Raw genomic sequence first — 21,558 nt, forward strand, 5'->3', positions numbered from 1 at the left:
CTATTTATTCCGGATTTCCGTAACCGGTTTATCTGCGCCCAGCGCGCGCTTCACCGCTGCGCGTGCGGATGCCAGATCAGGCATAACCCAGTTGGGCTCTCCACCAAGAAACTTATCGAGAAATGCAATGGCATACCCGGGCATTTCGGCGATATTTTCCTTATAGGACCACCATGTACGCAACTCGTCGGCACATTGATCTATATCCGGAACCGTGCCGAACTCCTGTTCCTGCACGGCGGCAATGGCGCAGATGCAATAGTTGGTGTAGAGAAAACCCTCGGGCCAGAAGCTGACGATCTCATAAAGGCGCGCAGCGTCGCCACTGGCCCGATTTGGCGGTGAGACGACCTTCGCGGGCGACAAACGGATCAGTTCACGCAGCACAAGGCCAGCTGCGAAGGTGATAAAATCCTTGCGATCCACCTTGGCAAAACGCTTGTTCTGGTCGACCAGCTCCACCCAGTTCAAAAACGCCTCGGTGAGCTTCTTCTCATTAATATCGTATTCAACACCATAAAGATCATGCAGAAGGCTTGCATGCTTGCGAAATGTCGCCCTGAACCAACGCAGCTGACGCAGTCGATGACGCAGATCGGGCATCGATGCCATTTGTTCCCTAAGCAGCAAATCCATAGCGCAAGCGGCCTCCTGTTTGCAGGCGACATTACGCGAAGCCAATTGAAATGTCAGTCTTCATTCGTCTTCCGGTAACGATAAAATTATACATATTGACATTCAAGAAGACAAATGTTCTCTAATTGACGAAAGGCGAACTCCGAAAATATCGCGTTCGCCCTTCGTGGGAGGAGAACAAGATGGCTATCTGGCAATGGGCTTTGCTGGCGCTCGCCTTGCTGTGGGGCTTCCAGTCGCTTGGGGTCTGGTTCCAGATGGGTCACTACTCCGATGTGATGAAGGGCATCACTTCGAAATATTCCGACGGCTTTGTTGGCGCGGGGCATGTACGGGGACGCTTCGGCAAAGGTGTCATCGTGTTGATCGTCGTAGATCGCAACCTGGTTGTGCGACGCTTCCTCCAGATGAGCGGAAGAACGGTTTTTGCAAAATTCATCCGCCGCGAAGGTTTTGAGGGAATGCGTCTCGGCGAATTGCAGGACAATCCCGCTATTGGAGAAGGAACGCCTGAAGTGGTGGCTGCCGCCACGCAGGCGATAGAGCAGATCGGTCGCATAAGTAACCAATCCGACGGGATCGAACTCGAAGGTCTGAAGGCAGTGGGAGCATAGGAGTTGCTTGCCTGAAACAAGCAATCGAGGAGGAGCAATGTCGATAGTGACGATGTTGGCGCAACACGCCGACGTAACAATTCAATCCATACACATGGCTGGCGGCATGATTTCCGATGCGGCGCTGCATGGCAAACATGCCGCAGAGCACGCCGGAAATGACCTTTTGCAGCTTGCACAAGCAACCACCACCGCGCCGGGCGACGCTGGTAGCAGCGGGATTACCGTGGATCAGTTCAAGGAACGGCTTCAGAACGTCCAGCAGGAAGAGCAGCTTGGCTGGCTTGCCTCCATCGGCAAGCACTTCATTGGCGTCTTCCAGAAAGGCGGCGAAGTTTTTGCAGGGTTTGTCACCGGCATCATTCCCACACTCGTCGTGCTGATGACCGCCTTCTATGCCGTAACCGAACTGGTCGGCGAAAAGCGCGTGCATGGCATCGCACGCAGCGCGGGGCGAATTGCGCTCACCCGCTACACGGTTCTGCCGGTTCTTTCGGTATTCTTCCTGACTAACCCGATGGCTTACACATTCGGCTCGTTCCTGGACGAAAAATACAAACCCGCCTTCTATGATGCGGCTGTGTCCTACGTCCATCCGCCGCTGGGTCTCTTCCCGCATATCAATCCCGGCGAATATTTTGTCTGGGGTGGCGTTCTGGTTGCCCTTCTGGAGCTTGAGAAAAAAGGCGCGGTTCCAACCGGCTATCACATCAATGTCGCCATCTGGTACGCCATTGTGGGTCTCGTGGTGATCCTCCTCAAAGGCATGCTCACTGAACGCATCACCGCCATCATGGCGCGGCGTCAGGGCATCGAGCTTTAAGTCGGCACGGGGGAGAAAACCATGGTTAAGACCTATAAGGCAGTCAAGATTTCCCGCGGCTCAAACGGCTGGGGTGGCCCGCTTGTCATTCAGCCGACCGATCAGCGCAACAAGGTGGTTTCGGTCACTGGCGGCGGTATCCATCCGCTTGCACGCCAGATCGCCGAACTGACAGGCGCGGAAGCCGTTGACGGCTTTCGCTCACCACCAATCGAAAGCGAAATGGCAGTCGTGGTTGTCGATTGCGGCGGCACAGCCCGTTGCGGCGTCTATCCACGCAAGCGCATCCCGACCGTGAACATCACGCCGGTCGGACAGGCAGGACCGTTGGCGCAATTCATCACCGAAGACATCTATGTCTCAGGCGTGAAGCCGGAAAACATTGTTCCGGCCGATGGCTCAGCCGCCGCAGCTCCGGCTGCAGCTGCCGTTGAGGAAGAAAAGCCAGCGCCTGTGGAGCAGCCAAGCGAAGGCGGCCTTGTCGGACTTATCAGCAGCATCGGCCGCGTCATGGGTCGCGTCGTTGGCATCTTCTTCCAGGCCGGACGCCGCACAATCGATCAGGTTATCCGTAACGTTCTGCCGTTCATGGCTTTCGTGACGATGCTGATCGGCCTGATCCTCTATACCGGCATCGGCGATATTCTCGCACAGCCGCTCGGCCCGCTGGCCAATAATATTGTCGGTTTGCTGGTGCTTTCCGCAATTTGCGGGCTGCCGTTCCTGTCGCCAATCCTCGGACCGGGTGCGGTTATCGCGCAGGTCGTCGGCGTGGCGATTATCGGCCCGCAAATTGCAAACGGCACAATCGCACCGGCGATGGCCTTGCCCGCCCTGTTTGCTTATAACACGCAGGTCGGTTGCGACTTCGTGCCGGTCGGTCTGGCGCTCGGAGAAGCCAAACCCAAGACCATCGAGATCGGTGTGCCAGCAGTTCTGATCAGCCGTCAGATCATGGGCCCGCTTTCGGTTCTGATCGCATGGCTGGTCAGCCTCGCGGTGCTTTGAACTTTCAGCCCGCCGCAGCAAAGGCGGCGGCGGGCACCCTCCCAAACACGTGCAGTAACGATGTTTTCCGATCGGTTTCGCCAAGCATCGAATACCATAGAAAGAAAGGACCGCCTCTATGTCGATACATCTGAAAACGCGGATCACCGCAATCGGCCCGGAAGTCGCGGACCTCGCTGAAGGCGGCGTTCTCATCCTGTTTGCTGACGGTTCCCCCCCGGAACTGGCGGAAGTATCTGTCCTCCACGTGGTGGAGGAAGGCCCCGAGGCTTCGGCTCCTGCCATAGGAACGAAGATCGCAATCGGTGCACTCAAGGCCGAAATCACCGCCGTTGGCGAAAGCGCCTGGCAAAAAGTGCGCGAAATCGGACATGTCGTCATTTCATTCACGGGGGCAGATTCGACAGATCGTCCCGGTGAAATCTGTGCCAGTGAAATAGCGGGCGAAGAGCTTGTCGCTGCTCTGAAGGAAGGGCAGATTATAACCATAGGCGGCTGAAACCGGACCTCCCAAGGCTTAAGATTGCGTGTTAAAACAGATAATTGGAACAGGTTCCAACGCCGAGGACGTTGGGAGGTTTCAGTATCGATTTGAGGCTTACATAGATGGAACGCTCGACTATCGTCCGGGTGCGTGAGGGGCTGCATGCGCGCCCTGCAACCCGCTTCGTTAAACTGGCCAAGGGTTTTGAGAGTGATATTGAAATCGCCAAGGCCGGGAAAAGCGTAAGCGCCAAAAGCTCCGTCAAGCTGATGCTGCTTGGCGTCAAAGAGCTCGATGAGGTGACCGTTCGTGCCGATGGAGCAGATGCGATTGAAGCCATCGAAGCCTTGATCGGCTATCTGGAAAACCCACAGGCGGGGCTGGAGGAAACAGCAACCCCCGTCACACCTGAACCTTCGGCTGCACCTGAAGCCGAAACCACGTTGCAAGCCGCGATCAACCCAGTGCTTCCCGCAGGGCAGATAAAAGGTGTCGGCGCAAGCGAAGGCATCTCTCTGGGCACAGCTTTTCCGTTCTTTCCCGAAGAAATCAAGCCTTTGGGCCGAAAGTTGGCATCGGCTGAAATAGAGGCTGAAATTGCTCACTTCAGAGCCGCCATCGCTACCGTACAGCAGCGGATGGATGCTTCCCTTTCCAGCGGTGATCTCGCTGACACTGACAGAGGCATTATCGCAGCGCTAAAGGATATTGCGGCGGATGACAGCCTGACGGATGAAGCGCTTGGGCTTATTCGCGGCGGTCTCGATGCTGTTTCAGCCATGCTCGCCGCGGCTTCGACAGTTGCGGGGCAGTTCGCGACCCTTGATGATCCCTATCTCAACGCACGGGCAGACGATGTTCACGCTGTCAGCCGTCAGATTTGTCTTGCGCTTCTCGGAAAAGACGACGTCAATCTGGAAGGTTTGCCGGAAGGCTCGGTGCTGATTGCCGAAGACATCGGCGCCTGGGATCTGGCGCGCGCGCCACTCAAGAAGATCAAAGGTGTTGTCTGCGGACATGGAGGTGCGACATCGCATGTCGCCATTATTGCGCGCACACATGGCATTCCAGCAGTTTTGGGCCTCGGAAGCGCCGTGCAACAACTACGAAACGCGAAAACCGTAGCGGTGGATGGAAGTTCAGGCATCGTTCACTCCGATCCTGACGACGCTACCCGCAACGAAATTGAAGCACGCATTTCCAGGGCCTTGCAGGAAAAGCAGGCGCTGGATGCCTACCGCTCCGCCACCCCACGCCGAACCGACGGCACGATCATAGAAGTCGCGGCAAATATGGGTGCGCTGGAAGAAATCGAAGTCGCCCTTGAAGCCGGCGCGATGGGTGTCGGGCTTTTCCGAACCGAACTTCTCTTCATGAAGCATATTCACCTGCCTTCAGAGGATATGCAGACCGAAACCTATTCGGCGCTTCTGAAAGCCTTTGCACCGAACCCCGTCATCGTTCGCACATTGGATATAGGCGGTGACAAGCCAATTGCGGGCATTCAATTTCCGGAGGAAGAAAACCCTTTCCTGGGTTGGCGCGGCATCCGCATGTGCCTGGACCGCCCGGACGTGTTCAAGCCGCAGTTGCGCGCGCTCTTGCGCGCAGCGGTTAACGGCAATCTCAAAGTCATGTTGCCGATGGTTTCGGATGTCGAAGAAATCCGCTCAACCAAACGCCTTATCAGCGAATGCATCAGCGAGCTTGAAAGCGAAGGCAAGGCTTTTGCCGGATTTGATCTTGGCGTGATGATCGAGACCCCGGCGGCGGTTTTCGCGGCGCGAGAACTTGCAAAGGAAGCGGCTTTCTTCTCCATCGGCACCAACGACCTGACACAGTATGTAATGGCTGCGGACCGACTCAACCCAACCGTTGCGAAACTCAACGATGTAAGCCACCCGGCTGTAATGGCGGCAATCGAGATGACTGCGAAAGCCGGAACGGAAGCAGGCATCACGGTCGGCATGTGCGGCGAGGCGGCAGGCAAGCCGGAACTCATCGGTGAGTTCCTGCGAATGGGGCTGACCGAACTCAGCATGAGCCCGGCGTCAATTCCCCGGGCAAAGAAGCTGATCTTGGATATGTTTCAGCCGGCTGCCCCGGGGTCAGGGAAGATGAGCAATTAGCGTCTGGAACAAAGTTTCGAGCTGCGTCTGATCGCGATCTTCTGATGCCTGCATGAGACGATCGTGGCGCACGTCCAGCGCCAGAATTGCACTTTCCAAAGGATCGACGCCCGTCAGATCGGCCGCCTTTGCAGTGGCCAGACCGCAGGCAAGTCCCACCGCTGCAAAACAGGTCGTTTCGAATTTGCGCAAGGCCTGCGGGTCGCAATGACCATCCATCGAAATAAATCGTACCGGCCTTTCGCCAAGCATTTCCAGAAACAGGGCGGTCACGGCTTTTGACGTTGCCGCAATTTTTGTTTCACCTGCTTCTGCGCAAAACGCGCTCTTCAGCAACGAGCCGTGTTTTCGCATCATCCTCGCATGGACCGTTACAAATGCGGCTTCCTGAATAAGCACGTTTTGCAACTGATGGCGGCGCAGCACTTCCTTGGTGAGATAATACATATCCTTGCGGAAAGCGCGTACCCCTTCCCCGCTGCTGCCAAAATAAACCGAAAGGCTTTTCACATGCGGCGCGCTGTTATGTACTTTCGGGTCCGACGAAATCAGCGAAATGGAAATAGTTTCGGCTGTCGTCAGCGCCCTGTCCATCATGCTTGCCGCATGTTCCAGCAACAGTTCAGGAGACGGTATATCGCTATGTCGTGGAGCACCCGGCAAGCTGTCGTGGCGATTGCAACGAATCATGTATCGAACCTCACGCAGGCGGTCCTTCAGATTGACTGCGATTTCTTCCGAAAGAGTGCGTAACATGTTCAGTTTCCTTGACGGCGGCACATCGTGACAGGATGGATCGGACTCATGAATTATGGTTTGCCTTCATTCGGAAAAGCAATAGTTTCGGTGTAAGAACAGCGCTTCTATAATGCAGTATTACGCCATTAATTTGAGGGATGGTTTTGAAAAAGGCTGGCAGAAAGACCCAGAAGAATCCGGAAACGGCAGATCTCATCATCGGATCGGAAGGTGTGGCCGCCGAAAACCGTACAAGCCGGCTGCGGACACGTGCTGCGTGGATGTATTATGTTGAACAAATGACCCAGAATGACATTGCGGAAGCGCTCGGGGTAGGACGTGTCACAATCGTTCGCCTTCTGGCTGATGCCCGTGCTCGCAATGAAGTAAAGATTACTATCGAGGGCAAGCTGGCAAGCCTGACATCTCTTGAGGTCGAGCTTGAAAAGACCTTCGGCCTCGAGCGCGCCATCGTCGCTCCCCTCTCTTCGCCTGATATCGACCCTATCCCGCCGATCAGCGCCGCCACTGGCGCCTATCTTTCTGAAAAGGTGCAGCACGGCATGACGATAGGGGTCGGCTGGGGACGTACCCTTTCCAGCACCCTGCAACATATCGGCGCGCGTCCGCTCAACGATCTGAAGGTCATTTCCCTGCTCGGCGGCATCGTACAGCCACGCCGTTCCAATCCGCCGGAATTTGCTTGGCAATTCGCGCAGATTTTTCAAGGCGAAGGCTATCTGATTCCCGCCCCGGCTCTCGTCGACAGCAAGGAAACCCGCATTGCCCTCATTGAGCGCTGCGGCCTGAACACCGTGCTCGACATGGCCGAAGAACTGGACATGGTTCTGCTCAGCGTCGGCGATATTCAAACCGCCAGCAGCACATCTTATCGTGTGGGACTGATCGATGAGGCGCAGAAACTGTCGCTCATCGAAAACGGTGCCGTCGGCGACGTATTGTTCCACTTCTATGACAAGGACGGCAAGATCGTCGATGATCCGGTCCATGATCGTGTCATGTCGGCGAAGATCGAGAGCCTTCAAAAGACGCCGCAGCGTATCCTCACATCAGGCGGAAAAGAGAAGATTGCAGCCCTGCTTGGGGCAATAAAGCTTCTGAAACCGACCGTTCTCATCACCGATGAAGAAAGTGCCGCACAGATGCTCCGTGAAAAGGTGCAAGCGGAATGAGAGACAGCACATCGCTGCAAAGCGATGTGCTGTTCTTGATTATCTTGGTTAGGCAGCGGCTGCGCACTCTTTCAGGATTTGCAGCACCGCAGCCCGCTCCTCGATTTGTGGCATATGTCCGCAACCTGCGAAGATGTGGACGCCAACTTTGCCCGGCAGACCATGCGCGTGAGCAACGGGAATAACCCGGTCTTCCGCTCCGAAGATAAGCCGCACCGGCATCGCAAGAGCTGCAATGCTTGAGCGAACCTCGAAGGTTTGCGTGCCATCTGCAAAGAATCGGGCGCCAATCGCTTCCTGCGTATTGCGCAGTTCCGTATCGGCAGCCTGCGCAACTGTTGCATTGATGAACGGCCTGGTCAGTTGGTTCTCGTCGACGACGAGCAGCTTCAGCCAGGGAACGATGCTGGCTTCGCTTTTCGCGCCGACAAGCCCCTTGATAAAGGCACCGTTGATCTGGGGTCCCAACCCGCCCGACGAGATCAGCAGCAAGGAACGCACATCGACAACACCGCGCGCTGCGATGAGGGTCGCCACCGCACCGCCGAGCGAATGCCCAACCAGAAGGCACGAACTCACGCTCAGGGACCCGAGTGTCGCTTCCACTGCGGCGGCAATGTCATCGATACTTTCAGGAACGGTACGCGGTGAATTACCGTGTCCCGGAAGATCAAGCGCCAGGATAGGATGGCCGAGCGATGCACCTGCAAACAATCCCCGCCACGAATTGAGATCAGCTGCAAAACCGTGGAGCAGAACAATCGGCAAACGCCCTGCTTCCCCCTCACGCAGCCAGACTGCATTGAGCCGGCCGAGCGCGGTTGGTTCCGCATTCTTGCTTGCAAACGATTTAGCTGGGATCGCAGGCTTCAAATTGCCGACGTCGCCTTCGACATCCTTCTTCTGTACGCGGCCCTTCGGACCCGAGCCCTGAACCGCAGCCAGATCGATGCCGGCTTCACGCGCAAGCCTGCGAGCGAGCGGCGTTGCCCGCACATCGTTGTTTGAACCCGTTTCGTCGGATTTGGAGGCAACCTGTTTCTGAGCTACCGGTTCAGCGACCGTTTCGACTGGCGCAACAATCGGCTCTTCGGTAACAGGCTCGGACGTGGCGTTGCGTTCTTCGCCTTCGTCATAAATCCAGGCGACGGCCTGACCGACAGGCACAACCGCCCCTTCAGCAGCGCTGATATCTGCGATGATGCCCGATGCGGGCGCTTCGACTTCCATCGCAGCCTTGTCAGTCTCGATTTCAAAGAGAAGCTGACCTTTCGTGACGGTATCGCCGTCCTTGGCATACCATCGCGAAATCTGCCCCGTCTCCATATCCATATCGACCTTGGGGAGAATGACTTCCACAGCCATGGTCAGCGCACTCCCTTAACCAGATCGCGAGCGCTTTTCAGAATGTCGGGTACTTGTGGAACAGTCGCGCGTTCGAGATCGGGATTGTATGGAATTGGAGTTTCGGCACCGCCAAGACGCACGATTGGCGCATCAAGGTAATCAAAAGCGTCACTTTCCGCCACTATTGCAGAGATTTCAGCGCCGATACCAAGGGTTTTCACAGCTTCATAGACGCAGAGCAGTCTGGACGTCTTCTTGACGCTTTTAATGATGGTTTCGCGATCGATCGGACGTACAGTACGCAGGTCGATCACTTCAACGTCGATCCCTTCCCGCGCAAGTTCGCCAGCCGCATCGAGCGCCTTGTGCACCATGATCGCCGTTGCAACAATGGTCAGGTCGCGGCCTTCACGGACCACTTCCGCCTTGCCGATAGGGACAGTGTAAAAGCCTTCAGGCACCGGGCCTTTCATTTTATAGAGCAGCTTGTGCTCAAAGATCATGACGGGGTCCGGATCTTCGACGGCTGCCAGCAACATGCCTTTGGCATCATGCGGCGTTGAAGGTTGCAAGACCTTCAACCCCGGCACATGGCCGAGCCATGCCTCAAGGCTCTGGCTATGCTGCGCCGCTGCCCCCGTCCCGGAGCCCGCCGGAAAACGCATGACGAGCGGCACGGAAACAGCGCCGCCAAGCATGTAGCGGATTTTTGCCGCCTGATTGACGATCTGCTCCATACCAAGCGCTGCAAAGTCGGAAAACTGGAACTCGAAGATCGGACGCATGCCGGTCAGCGCCGCACCGACAGCAACGCCGGCACCCCCCAGTTCCGAAATAGGCGTATCCATGACCCGGTCTTCACCGAAGCGATGGACAAGGTCACCGGTCACCTGAAAAGCGCCGCCATACACGCCAATATCCTCGCCCATCAGGAACACGCGCTCGTCGCGCTCCATGGCAATCGCCATGGCTTCCTGAATGGCTTGCGAATAGCTCAACTCACGGATTGTCGTGTCCATGTTCAAATATCGTCCGTGTAAACGTCGCGGGTCAGGTTGGTCAAATCAGGCGCGGGGCTGTTCTTGGCGAATTCGATCGCTTCGGCGATTTCCTTCTCCACTTCTGCGCGTATCGCCTCGATCTCGGCATCGCTGATGAAACCATAAGCTTTCAGATCGGCCTCAAAATGCGCGATTGGATCGCGATCATTCTGCCAATGCTCGATCTCTTCCTTGGTGCGATAACGGTTGCGGTCGCTCTTGGAATGGCCACGGATACGGTAAGTCTTGTTTTCAATCAGCGTAGGTCCCTCGCCGCGCCGCGCGCGTTCAGTGGCCTCGCTGACGGCCTCAGCCACTTCCGACAGATTATTGCCATCCACGATCACGCCCGGCATGTTATAGGCCGATGCACGGTCGGCAACATTGGCAACCGCTGTCGAGCGCTTGGTGGAGGTGGACATACCGTAACCGTTGTTTTCGCAAACGAAAACAACCGGGAGCTTCCAGACGGAGGCCATATTGAGAGCTTCGTGGAAAGCACCTTCGTTGTTCGCGCCGTCCCCGAAGAACGACACGACAACCTTGCCGTTCTTTTGCTTCTTGGCAGAAAGCGCAGCGCCGACCGCAATCGGAATACCGCCACCGACAATACCGTTCGCGCCAAGGTTTCCCTTGGAAACATCGGCGATATGCATTGAGCCGCCACGGCCCTTGCAATAGCCGGTTTCCTTGCCAAAGAACTCGGCAAACATGCGCTTCACGTCCGCGCCCTTGGCGATGCAGTGGCCGTGACCGCGATGGGTCGAGGTAATCATGTCGTCGTCATTGAGCGGCAGACACGATCCCATCGCGCTTGCTTCCTGCCCGATGGAAAGATGCATCGTCCCATGAATGAGGCCGCGCGTGTAGCTTTCCTCCGCACCTTCCTCAAAGCGGCGGATGAGATACATCTTGTGCAGCGCTTCTTTCAATTGATCCGGCGAATAGGTGCGGAAGGCGTAAGGCAAGTTGTGGCGGTCGCCCGTATCCTGCGGTTCGACTTTTTTGGCTTGAACCATGATGTTTGTCCTCACGCTCCGTAGACGAGCTTATCCTGACGTGCACGCAGTTCGGCAATCTTGGAACCGGGAGCCACAGCCGCATTATCGTAAGTGATGAGCTCGCCCTTTTTGATCGGCTTGGTCACGCTGCCACCTTGCAGAAGCCCGCAGGGGATTGCGTGCGCGCTGCGCGCCTCGCCCGAAGTCATGATCCAGGCGCGGTAGCAATATTCGCCAATGGCATCGAGCTTTTCGCCGGGCTGCATGTCCTTCTTTGCAACCGCGGCCACTTCCGCGACCGGCTTTGAAAGCGGCACCATGTCCGGCTTGCCGTAGAGCACCACCCGGGCACAGGTGAGCGGCACTTCGAGGGAAGTCAGATGATATGGCCGATGGAATGTGAAATATGGACCCTTGCCCATTTTCAAGTCTTCCATGCGCTCGGAAATACGCGGATGCGACATGTCGGCGACAACGAATACGCCCGGAGCGACGCCCTTGCCGATCGAGTAATCGACCACGCCGACCCTCGACAGCACGCCGCCGTCCTTTTCGGGGATCAGCGTCTTGTTGAGCTGATCAAGCGTTGCAGCAGGGCCATGCATGCCAGCCTTATCCGGGACAAGCCCCGTGGCGTTGGCAATGGCGGCCATTTCGACCATGGTTTTCGAACCATCCACGAATTCCACCAACATGCGCACATTCATGTTTCGGCGCGTGGCTTCTTCCAGATATTGGTCGGGAACAGCATCGATGTTGAGCGGATTGTTCTTGCCCTTTCCAGCGGCCACAATCGGATGGCCCATCGCCGTCACGAACTCGATCAACTCCATGCATGACGACGGCTCATCACCAGCTCCCAGCGAATAGGTGACGCCGAGACGTTCGGCTTCCGCTTTCAGGTAAGCGCCGATTGTCACATCCGCTTCGACATTCATCATGACAAGATGCTTGCCATGCTCCATGGCGCGCAGGCCGATTTCAGCGCCGACAGCGGGAACCCCGGTTGCATCGATCACGACGTCGATAAGGTCGTTTTCAAGGATCAAATCGGCGTTGTCGGTTACGGCAACCTTGTGCGCCTCCATGGCGACGGTCAGATCGGAAGCGGTCGAAACCTCGCGGCCATGTCCTTCTTCCTGGAAAGCAATGTCGACGGCTTTCAGGGCATTGGGAATGCGCAGTTCGGAGATGGCGCCAACCTCGATGCCCGGCATATGCGCAACGCGCGTGACGATATCGGTACCCATCTCGCCCGAACCGATCAGACCAATGCGGATCGGTCGGCCGCTATCCGCGCGTGCCTGCATATCGCGCGCCAAACCTGTCAACGCCACATTGGTTGCCATCGTTTCCTCCTGATCGTCCCTGCAATAACTCTCGCAGGCTCCTCTGATGTCTTATCGATTAATGAACATTTGTTTCTAAGTCAACACTAGTGTTCATTCTCATGGTGTCATCCTTCGCACTCAGATGCCATATTGTTATTCAACTTTGGTTTGATATAGAATACAAATGTTCTGCCGTTTCGCCTCGTTCACATTTTGAAACGTCGATACGTGCGAGCTAATAACAGCGTTCTGTTGGCTCGGCGCACTTTGGGAAAGTGCTCCGGGGGGAGGAGAAATAAATGGACGCATTTCTGAGCGGGTTGAAATCGGCAATCGACACACTTGGGGCAACGGTTCTGCTGCCCATCGTCATTTTCATCATTGCCGTCATCCTCGGCGCGAAAGTGGGCAAAGCCTTCCGCGCAGCCGTAACCATCGGTGTGGCTTTCATCGGCATCAATCTGGTTCTGGGCCTCATGTTCACCTCCATCGGTGAAGTGGCACAGGCTATCGTCACCAATACCGGCATCAAGCGCGATATTGTCGATGTCGGCTGGCCATCCGCTGCGGCAATCGCCTTTGGCTCATCGGTGGGCCTGTGGGTCATACCGGTCGGCATTCTCGTCAACATCGTGCTTCTGCTGCTGCGCTGGACGCGCACGCTGAATGTGGACGTGTGGAATTTCTGGCACTTTGCCTTTGTCGGCTCACTGGTTGTCGCTGCAACCGACAATCTCGCCTATGGCATCATCATTGCAGCGCTCGTTGCCGCTCTATCGCTGTTGTTCGCAGACTGGTCCGCGCGCGCAGTTCAGCAATTCTATGGCGTACCGGGCGTCTCCGTGCCGCATCTGGCTTCCGCGCAGATTCTGCCGATTGCGATCATCCTCAATTGGATCATGGACCGCATTCCCGGCATCAACAAAATCAATATCAGCACCGAAACCATCGAACGCCGCTTCGGCGTGTTCGGCGAACCGGTCGTGCTTGGCCTGATCATCGGCTTGGTGCTCGGCCTCATAGCATTTTACAATGCGGGCGACTTCGGAACCATTCTCGCCAAGGTTCTCGGCACGGGCATGACGCTTGCAGCCGTTATGCTGCTGCTGCCCCGCATGGTCAAAATCCTCATGGAAGGCCTGCTGCCGGTATCGGATGCTGCGCAGGAGTTCGTGCGCAAGCGCACCGGCGACCGTGAACTTCTGGTCGGCCTCGACTCGGCAATTCTCATCGGACATCCGGCGGCGATTTCATCCTCGCTCATTCTCGTGCCGATTGCGATCATCCTGTCGGTCATCCTGCCGGGCAACCGCGTGATCCTGTTCGCCGATCTTGCTGTCATTCCGTTCATTGTCGCCATGACTGCGCCGCTTCTGAAAGGAAACGTTTTCCGCATGGTCGTCGTCGGAACGATTACGCTGGCCATCGGCTTCTATGTGGCCAATGCGCTTGCGCCTTTGTTCACGAGCGCTGCCGTTTCGTCGGGCTTCAAGCTGCCTGAAAACGCCCTGCAGATTACGTCTGTAGTCGATGGTTTTCTGTGGGTGCCATATGTCATCATCTCGGCCATCCAGTGGCTTGGTGCTATTGGTATCGCTGTGATCGCCGTTGTTATTGCAGCACTTTTCATGCTCTATCGTCGCAACACACTGGCATGGGAACGCGCGGCAGGCGCCGAGGACGAACCGACCGACGAAATTGCTGCCTGACGGCGGCAACGATCGGCGCAAGAGGTAAAGATCGCACGTCGGTCTCGACGTGCGATCTTGTTTAAAACGGAGAGTGCAATGCCAGCCGGCCTGATAGATTTTCTCGACCCACAGGCAATCGAGCTTCAGAGCGAAGCAAAGACCAATGAAGAAATCATCCGTATTCTAGCGGGCAAGCTGGAAAAGCTCGGTTATGTAAAGCCAAGCTATGCCGATGCCGTCGTCAGTCGCGAATTGTCGATGCCGACCGGATTGCCGCTTGAGCGCGACGAGAACGTTGCCGTGCCTCACACCGACCCCGAGCATGTCCTCAAGGCAGGCATTGCCTTCGCAACGCTGAAATCGCCGATTGAATTTGCCAATATGGAAGACCCTGAAGAAGCGGTTCCTGTCGGATATGTCTTTCTGCTTGCCATCAACGACAAGGACAAACAAATTGAAACCTTGCAGCAGATCATGGCGACCATTCAGGATGCTGATGCACTCGACAGGCTGAAAGCGGCGCGCACGCTTGAAGACGTTCAAACCGCGCTTCAATAAACAGGCACTGATTAAATCAGAGCCGAAACCCGTTCTCAATGCACCAACTTGGAGGAACCCATGGCCAAAATAAAAACAATTCTCTTCGCTTGCGGCACGGGTATAGCGACATCCACGGCAGTGAACGCGACTGTTACCGAAGAAATGAAAAAACGCGGGCTTACCTTCAATGCCCAGCAGGCGAAGGCAACGGAAGTTGCTTCGCTGGCCGACAACGTGGATTTCATTGTTTCCACCACACCCATTTCAGCTTCGGTGACCAAGCCTGTCATCAAGGGATTGCCCTTCCTCACCGGCATCGGCAAGGATCAGGTTCTCGATCAGATCGAGGCTGAACTGCGCAAGTAACATCTTTACGATTTGCGGATTGCATCAGGAAAGGAGCGGTCATGCCGCTCCTTTCCAGTTTTGGCGCTCAGGAAGCCTGTTCGGGCATCCGCGGCAAACTCGTCAGAAGCTTTCTCGTATAGCTATGCTGCGGGTCGGAAAGAATATCCCGCGTATTGCCCTGTTCCACGATCCGGCCCTTTTCCAGAACGATCAGCCGTTCACATAGCAGGGCGACCAGCGCAATATCGTGCGACACCACGACGAAAGTGGTCCGATCTGAAAGAGCACGCATAAGTTCGATGATACGGGCGCGCGTCGTGAGGTCCAGAGCACTCACCACCTCGTCGGCGATGATGAGGTCGGGCTGCGAGATGATCGCCCGGGCAATGGCGATGCGCTGGCGCTGGCCACCGGAAAACTCGTGCGGATAGCGGCGAGCCGCATCCGCAGGCAGATCGACGGAAGCAAGCGCCTGCGCAACGGCCTGCGCAATATCGGTCTGGATTTTCAGAGATCGCAGCGGTTCCGCGATTATATCGAAGACACGCTGACGCGGATCGAGCGATGAATAGGGGTCCTGAAACACCGCCTGCACCGAACGGCGAAAGTCACGCATGAAACTGCGATTGCGAATATCCAGCCGATTGCCGCGAAACGAAACATTCCCCGAAGAGGCAGGCTGCAGTCCGAGCAGCAATTTCAACATGGTCGTCTTGCCGGAACCGGACTCACCGACAATGCCGAGATTGCTTCCCGTCTCAAGTTTCAGATCCACGTCATGCAGGACCGTCTTGCCGCCGGGATAGGCAAACGAAACACGCGAAAGGTTCATCAACGTCATCGCGCAACCTCCAGCGCAGCATCGAACGCCCGCGCAGCAGCCACGAGCCCCTGCGTATAAGCCTGCTGCGGATTGGTGAAGAGCTTTGTGACCGGCCCTTCTTCTATGAGTTGGCCCTGCCGCAGAACCAGCGCGCGCTGGGTAACGGTAGCCACCACCGGCAAATCGTGGCTGATGAACAGTAGCCCCATCCCCTCGTCGCGTACCAATTGCTCCAGCAGTTTCAAAATCTCGGCTTGTGTCGTGACATCGAGCGCCGTCGTCGGTTCATCCGCAATCAGAAGCTTGGGACGGCAAGCAAGAGCCATGGCGATGGCCGCACGCTGGCGCTGGCCGCCCGATATTTCATGCGGCCAGGAGCGGGCAATACGTTCCGGGTCTGGCAGCGATACGCGTTCCAGAAGTGCATGGACCTGTGCGTTCAATTCACTCTTTCCCAGCCTGCGGCCATCTCTTGCGGCGCGCCGGCGGACGACCAGACCGACCTGCTTGCCGATCCGCATCAGGGGATCGAGCGCCGTCATCGGCTCCTGAAACACCGTCGCGACGCTCTGGCCGCGTAACGGAACCAGATCACGGTCGCGCGCGCCGATGATCTGACGGTCATCGAGCATGACCGATCCGCTTGCACGCATCCCGTCCGGCAAAAGCCCCATGATTGCAAGTGCCGTCAGCGACTTGCCTGAACCGGATTCACCGATCAGGCCGACCCGTTCTCCCTGCCCGACCGACAGCGAGACGCCCGATACCAGCTGCTTGTCGCCGGTTTCGATATGAAGGTTCTCTACTTGCAGCAAAGCGGTCAATGTCGCCTCCTCCGGGTCGGATCAGCCACATCGCGCAGCCCGTCTGCGAACAGATTGAGCCCGATCACCAGCGACACCAGCGCCAGGCCAGGCGCTATGGCACCGAAGGGCGCCGTATAAACTGACGCCTGTGCTTCCTGCAGAAGCCGCCCCCAGGATGAGTTGGGCGGCGGAGCGCCGAGACCAAGATATGAAAGCGATGCTTCCGCGATAACTGCCAGCCCGAACTGAAGCGCAAAATTGACGATCAGGGTCGGCCAGATATTCGGCAGCACATGGATGCGAACCAATCCGAACCACAAAGTGCCGGAAATGCGCGATGCCGTGATGTAATCCATCGCCAGGACCCGCTTGGCGAGAATGCGGGTCAGACGCGCCACAATCGCCGATCCGGCAATACCGATGGCTACCATGGCTGTTGTGAGGCTCGCGCCATCGCTGGAAGCCACGATCAGCATGGCCAGCAAAAGTGTCGGAAAGGCAATCAGAATATCGAGCGCTGCAGCCAGTACGTCATCGAGCGTCTGCGTCGCAAATGCTGCAAGGACGCCCAGCGTCACGCCAATCACCGCGCTGATCGCGATGGCCCCGCAGCCGACGACAAGCGCAATGCGCGAACCGATCATGATTTGCGTCATCAGATCGCGTCCCAGACGATCCGTGCCAGCCCAATGCAGCCATGAAGGAGCCTCCAGCCGACCGCCCACCATTTCCCCGACGCCGTAGGGCGTCCAGACCAGCGTGAGAAGAGCGAGAGCCAGATGCAACCCGAGCAGCAATCCACCGGCAACCAGCGGCCATGGCAGTCGATAGACCGGTTTTTCATCGCGATGGGAAATCGTCATGTTGGCCGGTTTCGTCATGCGCCGCCTCCTGCGGAGCGCTGGCGCAAGCGCGGATCAATCAGGCGTTGCAGCAGGTCGGCAGCAAAGCCGACCAGCAGCACCAGAAGCGTCGAGACAAACAGCACGCCCTGAACATTGGGATAGTCGCGCTGCTCTATGCCCAGCAGAAGCATCGAGCCGAGGCCGGGGAGTGAAAATACACGTTCGACCACAACCGCGCCCAGCAATGTCGATGCAAGTTCGATCCCCAGAATGGAGATCACGGGCACCGCGCCGTTGCGGATACCGTGGCGTACAAGCGCCTGCGAGAACGTCGCGCCAAGCGCACGCGCGGTGCGAAGATAATCGCTGCCAAGCACATCCTGCGTGGCGGAACGAACATAACGGATCAAAGACGCCGACATGACGATGGCAATGGTAGCGACTGGCAATACAAGCGACTGGAACGCGGCAGGCGCTGTCTGCCAACCGCGCGATGGAAAGCCACCGGAGGGAAACAGCCTCAACTTAACGGCAAAAACCCAGACCAGCAGAATGCCGATCCAGAAAACCGGCACGGCGATGCCCAACTGGGAGACGACGGATATCACCGTTCCATACCAGCGGTTCTGACGCACAACCGAAAGAATACCGAGTGGCACGGCGATCATGATTGCAACGACGAATGCCATCAGCGTCAATGGCACGGTCACGATCAACCGTTTACCGATCTCACCAAGAACCGGTGCTCCACTGACAAAGGAATTGCCAAGATCGAAGCGCAAGAGGCTGCCGATAAAGCGCAAAAACTGTTCGTAGAGCGGCAGGTCCGAACCGACCTGTTTGCGTGCGGCTTCAATCTGCGCTGCATCCGCGCCGACGGAAACAAGCGCATTGGCGGGATCGCCCGGCAACAGGCGCAGCAGCAGAAACAAGACGATTGATGCTATGAAAACCGACAGAACCAATATGGCCGAGCGGCGTATGATGTAGGCGAAAATAGCGTTTACCTCTCCGATGTGAGGGGCAGCGCTCAGACCCTCGTGCAAATGCGACAACGCCGCCGGAAACTAATTCAGGCGGCGCTGTCTGTCGAGTTCATGTTCTCGATATCGACAGGCGGTTATTGTTACTCCGCCTTCACGATGTCGGAAGCGAAGAACTGCGAATTCAAACCATTGAGCGGGTAACCGCTGACGGATTTCTTCGAAACGACGATCTGCGGATAGAGGTAGAACCAGTTGCTGGCCGCATCCTCGGCAATGATCTTGTTGGCTTCCGTCAGTTTCGCAGTCTGTTCGTCCGTGGTCGTGCTTGCTTCCGCTTCCTTGATGAGATCGACAACCTTCGGATTGTTGTAGCCCCAGTAGAAATCGGGATTGCCGTAGAACACGATGTCGCGGTGGTTCACATGCTCCTGCAGGGTGGCCTGGAAATCATGCGCCTTGTAGACCTTCGTGTACCACTCATTGGCGGTGATGACATTGATCTTGACCGTTATCCCAATCTTGGCCAGCTCGCTCTGGATAAACTGCGCGGCAATCGGGTGCGGGTCATAGTTTGGCGTGTCGATGGTGAAGGTGAAGCCGTCCGGATAACCGGCTTCCTTCAAAAGCTCCTTGGCGCTTTCAGGATCATAGGCGTCGACCTTTGTAAGATCGACATACCACGGGTCGGTTGGCGGTACGAAGGAACCGATCAACGTCCCATAATCGCCCCATACGGCCTTCAGGAGCTTCTGATCGTCGATGGCGCGAGCGAGCGCCTTGCGAACTTTCACATTGTCGAACGGCGCAACGCGGTCATTATAGGCCAAAAGCAGCTTGGTAGTGGACTGCCCCTCGCTGACTGTGAAGTCCGGATTGTCCTTGAACTGGGCCAGCGAATCCGGGCTTTGAACCGACGTGATAATATCGACAGAACCTGTCAGCAAGGCGTTGTTGAGCGCGCTGGCGTCGGTGAAATATTGAAAGACCACCTCACCATTTTTCGGCTTGGCGCCCCAATATTTATCGAAGCGTTTCATCGAAAGAGACGAACCACGGCGCCAGTCTTCCAGCTCGTAAGGTCCGGTTCCGTCTTCCTTCGACTGCAAGTCCTTGGCTTCGTCGTTCACCACCCATACATAGCTGAGATTATATGGCAGGGAGATTGAGCGCGATGACAGCTTGACGACGACCGTTTCATCGTCAGGGGTCTCAATGGCAGAAATGGATTTGAGGCTGCTTTTGCGCGAGCTTTTCGATTCCGGCGCGGCAACGCGCTCGATGGAAAACTTCACATCCTTGGAAGTCAGCGGCGCGCCCGAGTGGAACGTCACGCCCGGTTGCAGCCTGAACGTATAGGTGAGCCCGTCATCGCTGACCTTGTAATCCTTCGACAGGACCGGCTCGACCTTGCCGTCGTCAGCGAGCCGGAACAGGGCCTCATAGACATTGCCATTGAAAGCTTCGTTGATACCCTGGCCTGCCCCCGCGGTATTGTCGAGGTTCTGCGGCTCGTAGAGCGAACCAATGTTGACTGTCGCGTCTGGGTCGCTTTCCTGCGCCAGCGCCTGGCTGAACGATCCGGCACCAAGCGTCATGGCCAATGCCGCGCTCAGCCCCCAATAGGCCAGTTTGGATTTACGATTACGAGTGTTGAAGCCGCCCATATTATTCTCCTGCGTGGAAAGTGCCCTTTCGGGCTCTCCGTTGGCAATGTTTATACCGCGACCACGAGAGCATCGGTAAGCGGCGGCACCGTGAGATAATGAAAATTATTAGAAATTTATTCTATAAAGTGTCAACCTATCGGACAAACCATCCAGACGGCGACGCAAGCCGTCCGATATAAGGCACCGGCAAAGCACTAACCGCAAGAGATCAGTCATGACCCATATGGACCGGCACCGCGTACAGAAACTGCTCACCGCGGAAGGGCTGGATGCATTGGTGCTTTTTCAACCCGAAAACTTTCGCTATGCGACCGGGATTACGGCGGGCGTGGCGACAATGTGGGGGCGCGCCGGGTCGGCCATAGCGCTTGTTCCCGCAGACGCATCAGCACAACTTGGCGCCGTTGTCAGCGATCAGGCGCGGGGGGCGGCTGGCGCGATGACTGATCACATCGATGTTCGTTTGCACAGAATCTGGATCGATGCCGTCACGGTTCACGGAGCTTGTACGATAGAAGACATTAACGCGGCTTATCGCAACAGCGGCAATATCGGACCGCGCCCGGAAACCTTCGACCAGAACGCAGCCTTTCATCTGCTTGCCGACATGATTGCCGAACGGGGTCTCGCACGGGCGAGCCTCGGGATTGACCTTGAATTCGTACCTGCTGCTGATTTTGAGCGTCTGAAAGCAGCCCTGCCTTCGGTCCGTTGGTGTGATGCTTCCGGCATCGTCAAGCAGTTGCGCCTGATAAAAAGCGCGAGAGAGATCGATTTTTTACGCAATGCCGCACATTATGCGGAAAGCGGTTTGCAGAAAATGGCGACGGCAGCGCGGCGTGGCGCCACGGCAGCAGAGCTTAGCGACGTCTGGCTCGCGGGAGCAACAAGTGCCGCCGAGGCGAAAGGTCAGAGCCTGTCCGGTAACTGGGCCTATATCTCGGTCGGACCGAACCTCCAGAACCCGGCGGCACAGTTGGCGGAAGGCGGTCTCATCAAGGCCGATGTCGGTACGCTGGTGAACGGCTACTCTTCCGATGGAGCGCGCACCTATGTCTACGGTGAACCCGCTCCGCTGGCCAAGCAGATTTACGACGCGCTTCGGGAAACTTTCCACGCCGGTATCGCCTTGCTGAAGCCTGGAAATACATTCGGACAGGTCCATGAAGCGATGCTCACCACCATGCGGCGTCATGGCTTTAGCGACTATTACCGCGGCCATTTCGGGCACTCGGTGGGCTCCGCGCTCGGGATAGAGGAATGGCCTTTCCTCTCGCACGGCAATACCATGGTCTTTGAACCGAACATGGTGCTGGCTGTAGAGGCCCCGTTCTACGCAAACGGGCTGGGGGCTCTGATGATCGAGGAACAATTCCTCATCACCGCTGACGGGTCGGAAACAATGAATACTCTTTCCCGCGAGCTTGTCTCGATAGGCTGAGCGGAAGGGTCCGTTGCTCGGTAGAACTTCGGGATTTGGGACAGACATTCGGATGAACTTTTTCGTT

21 protein-coding genes are annotated in these 21,558 nt (G+C 56.8%); 10 read left to right on the top strand and 11 right to left on the bottom strand.

Annotation, left to right across the window (positions count from 1 at the left end):
• Window positions 1–636: a hypothetical protein gene (locus J9800_RS04520; protein WP_112590127.1), complete on the bottom strand. Its 636-nt coding sequence runs from the start codon at window positions 634–636 to the stop codon at window positions 1–3.
• A gap of 182 nt (window positions 637–818) precedes the next feature.
• Here J9800_RS04520 and J9800_RS04525 point away from each other — a divergent pair, with 182 nt between their 5' ends.
• The 5 genes from J9800_RS04525 to ptsP all read left to right on the top strand — a co-directional run bounded on the left by J9800_RS04525 (window position 819) and on the right by ptsP (window position 5,694).
• The gene (locus J9800_RS04525; protein ID WP_114217045.1) at window positions 819–1,250 is read left to right on the top strand and encodes a transcriptional regulator GutM; all 432 of its coding nucleotides are present in this window, start codon (window positions 819–821) and stop codon (window positions 1,248–1,250) included.
• A 37-nt stretch (window positions 1,251–1,287) separates the two neighbouring features.
• A complete protein-coding gene (srlA, locus tag J9800_RS04530; protein WP_210845626.1) occupies window positions 1,288–2,073 on the top strand; it encodes a PTS glucitol/sorbitol transporter subunit IIC in 786 nt (261 codons plus the stop codon).
• A gap of 21 nt (window positions 2,074–2,094) precedes the next feature.
• On the top strand, window positions 2,095–3,081 hold the full coding sequence (gene srlE, locus J9800_RS04535) for a PTS glucitol/sorbitol transporter subunit IIB (RefSeq protein ID WP_006471858.1): 987 nt from the start codon (window positions 2,095–2,097) through the stop codon (window positions 3,079–3,081).
• 118 nt (window positions 3,082–3,199) lie between these two features.
• Window positions 3,200–3,580: a PTS glucitol/sorbitol transporter subunit IIA gene (locus J9800_RS04540; protein ID WP_112590116.1), complete on the top strand. Its 381-nt coding sequence runs from the start codon at window positions 3,200–3,202 to the stop codon at window positions 3,578–3,580.
• Window positions 3,581–3,687: 107 nt separating this feature from the next.
• A complete protein-coding gene (ptsP, locus tag J9800_RS04545) occupies window positions 3,688–5,694 on the top strand; it encodes a phosphoenolpyruvate--protein phosphotransferase (RefSeq protein WP_210845628.1) in 2,007 nt (668 codons plus the stop codon).
• Here the strand turns inward: ptsP and J9800_RS04550 are convergent.
• Entirely contained in the window at window positions 5,674–6,450 is a 777-nt protein-coding gene (locus J9800_RS04550) for a hypothetical protein (RefSeq protein WP_114217042.1), read from the bottom strand. The two genes, ptsP and J9800_RS04550, sit on opposite strands and share 21 nt — an antisense overlap.
• 146 nt (window positions 6,451–6,596) lie before the next feature.
• Between J9800_RS04550 and J9800_RS04555 the strand changes: the two genes are divergently transcribed.
• Window positions 6,597–7,625, top strand: a complete 1,029-nt coding sequence (locus tag J9800_RS04555; RefSeq protein WP_114217087.1) for a sugar-binding transcriptional regulator — start codon at window positions 6,597–6,599, stop codon at window positions 7,623–7,625.
• Window positions 7,626–7,673: 48 nt separating this feature from the next.
• Here J9800_RS04555 and J9800_RS04560 read toward each other — a convergent pair whose 3' ends face one another.
• The 4 genes from J9800_RS04560 to J9800_RS04575 are packed head-to-tail and all read right to left on the bottom strand — an operon-like array spanning window position 7,674 to window position 12,362.
• Window positions 7,674–8,990 carry an acetoin dehydrogenase dihydrolipoyllysine-residue acetyltransferase subunit gene (locus J9800_RS04560; RefSeq protein WP_114217041.1) on the bottom strand — a complete coding sequence of 439 codons (1,317 nt, stop codon included), beginning with the start codon at window positions 8,988–8,990 and terminating at the stop codon, window positions 7,674–7,676.
• A gap of 2 nt (window positions 8,991–8,992) precedes the next feature.
• Entirely contained in the window at window positions 8,993–9,991 is a 999-nt protein-coding gene (locus J9800_RS04565; RefSeq protein ID WP_114217040.1) for an alpha-ketoacid dehydrogenase subunit beta, read from the bottom strand.
• Between the two features lie 2 nt (window positions 9,992–9,993).
• A complete protein-coding gene (locus J9800_RS04570) occupies window positions 9,994–11,031 on the bottom strand; it encodes a thiamine pyrophosphate-dependent dehydrogenase E1 component subunit alpha (RefSeq protein ID WP_114217039.1) in 1,038 nt (345 codons plus the stop codon).
• An 11-nt stretch (window positions 11,032–11,042) separates the two neighbouring features.
• Window positions 11,043–12,362, bottom strand: a complete 1,320-nt coding sequence (locus tag J9800_RS04575; RefSeq protein ID WP_114217038.1) for an NAD(P)H-dependent oxidoreductase — start codon at window positions 12,360–12,362, stop codon at window positions 11,043–11,045.
• A gap of 281 nt (window positions 12,363–12,643) precedes the next feature.
• On the opposite strand from J9800_RS04575, the gene J9800_RS04580 reads away from it, so the two are divergent.
• From J9800_RS04580 to J9800_RS04590, 3 genes are all read left to right on the top strand, one after another.
• Window positions 12,644–14,053 (top strand): PTS galactitol transporter subunit IIC, encoded by a 1,410-nt coding sequence (locus tag J9800_RS04580; RefSeq protein ID WP_114217037.1) that lies wholly within the window; start codon window positions 12,644–12,646, stop codon window positions 14,051–14,053.
• A gap of 78 nt (window positions 14,054–14,131) precedes the next feature.
• Window positions 14,132–14,593 (top strand): PTS sugar transporter subunit IIA, encoded by a 462-nt coding sequence (locus J9800_RS04585; protein WP_114217036.1) that lies wholly within the window; start codon window positions 14,132–14,134, stop codon window positions 14,591–14,593.
• A gap of 60 nt (window positions 14,594–14,653) precedes the next feature.
• Window positions 14,654–14,941, top strand: coding sequence for a PTS sugar transporter subunit IIB (locus J9800_RS04590; RefSeq protein ID WP_114217035.1), 288 nt, complete (start codon window positions 14,654–14,656; stop codon window positions 14,939–14,941).
• A 67-nt stretch (window positions 14,942–15,008) separates the two neighbouring features.
• On the opposite strand, the gene J9800_RS04595 is transcribed toward J9800_RS04590, so the two are convergent.
• The 5 genes from J9800_RS04595 to J9800_RS04615 form a co-directional block, all read right to left on the bottom strand.
• Complete coding sequence (locus tag J9800_RS04595) at window positions 15,009–15,764, bottom strand: ABC transporter ATP-binding protein (protein WP_114217034.1); 756 nt, start codon at window positions 15,762–15,764, stop codon at window positions 15,009–15,011.
• Entirely contained in the window at window positions 15,761–16,570 is an 810-nt protein-coding gene (locus J9800_RS04600) for an ATP-binding cassette domain-containing protein (protein ID WP_114217033.1), read from the bottom strand. Before J9800_RS04600 ends, J9800_RS04595 begins: the two co-directional genes overlap by 4 nt.
• The gene (locus tag J9800_RS04605) at window positions 16,567–17,433 is read right to left on the bottom strand and encodes an ABC transporter permease (RefSeq protein WP_114217032.1); all 867 of its coding nucleotides are present in this window, start codon (window positions 17,431–17,433) and stop codon (window positions 16,567–16,569) included. Before J9800_RS04605 ends, J9800_RS04600 begins: the two co-directional genes overlap by 4 nt.
• Window positions 17,430–18,383 carry an ABC transporter permease gene (locus tag J9800_RS04610; protein ID WP_286167646.1) on the bottom strand — a complete coding sequence of 318 codons (954 nt, stop codon included), beginning with the start codon at window positions 18,381–18,383 and terminating at the stop codon, window positions 17,430–17,432. The genes J9800_RS04605 and J9800_RS04610 overlap by 4 nt, the downstream gene beginning before the upstream one ends.
• Before the next feature lie 140 nt (window positions 18,384–18,523).
• Window positions 18,524–20,047 carry an ABC transporter substrate-binding protein gene (locus J9800_RS04615; RefSeq protein WP_114217031.1) on the bottom strand — a complete coding sequence of 508 codons (1,524 nt, stop codon included), beginning with the start codon at window positions 20,045–20,047 and terminating at the stop codon, window positions 18,524–18,526.
• Window positions 20,048–20,264: 217 nt separating this feature from the next.
• On the opposite strand from J9800_RS04615, the gene J9800_RS04620 reads away from it, so the two are divergent.
• Entirely contained in the window at window positions 20,265–21,491 is a 1,227-nt protein-coding gene (locus J9800_RS04620) for a M24 family metallopeptidase (protein WP_210845631.1), read from the top strand.
• Window positions 21,492–21,558 lie beyond the last annotated feature (67 nt).

Origin of the sequence: Ochrobactrum sp. AP1BH01-1 (assembly GCF_018066705.1) — a bacterium.
In the GTDB taxonomy this organism is placed as follows: domain Bacteria; phylum Pseudomonadota; class Alphaproteobacteria; order Rhizobiales; family Rhizobiaceae; genus Brucella.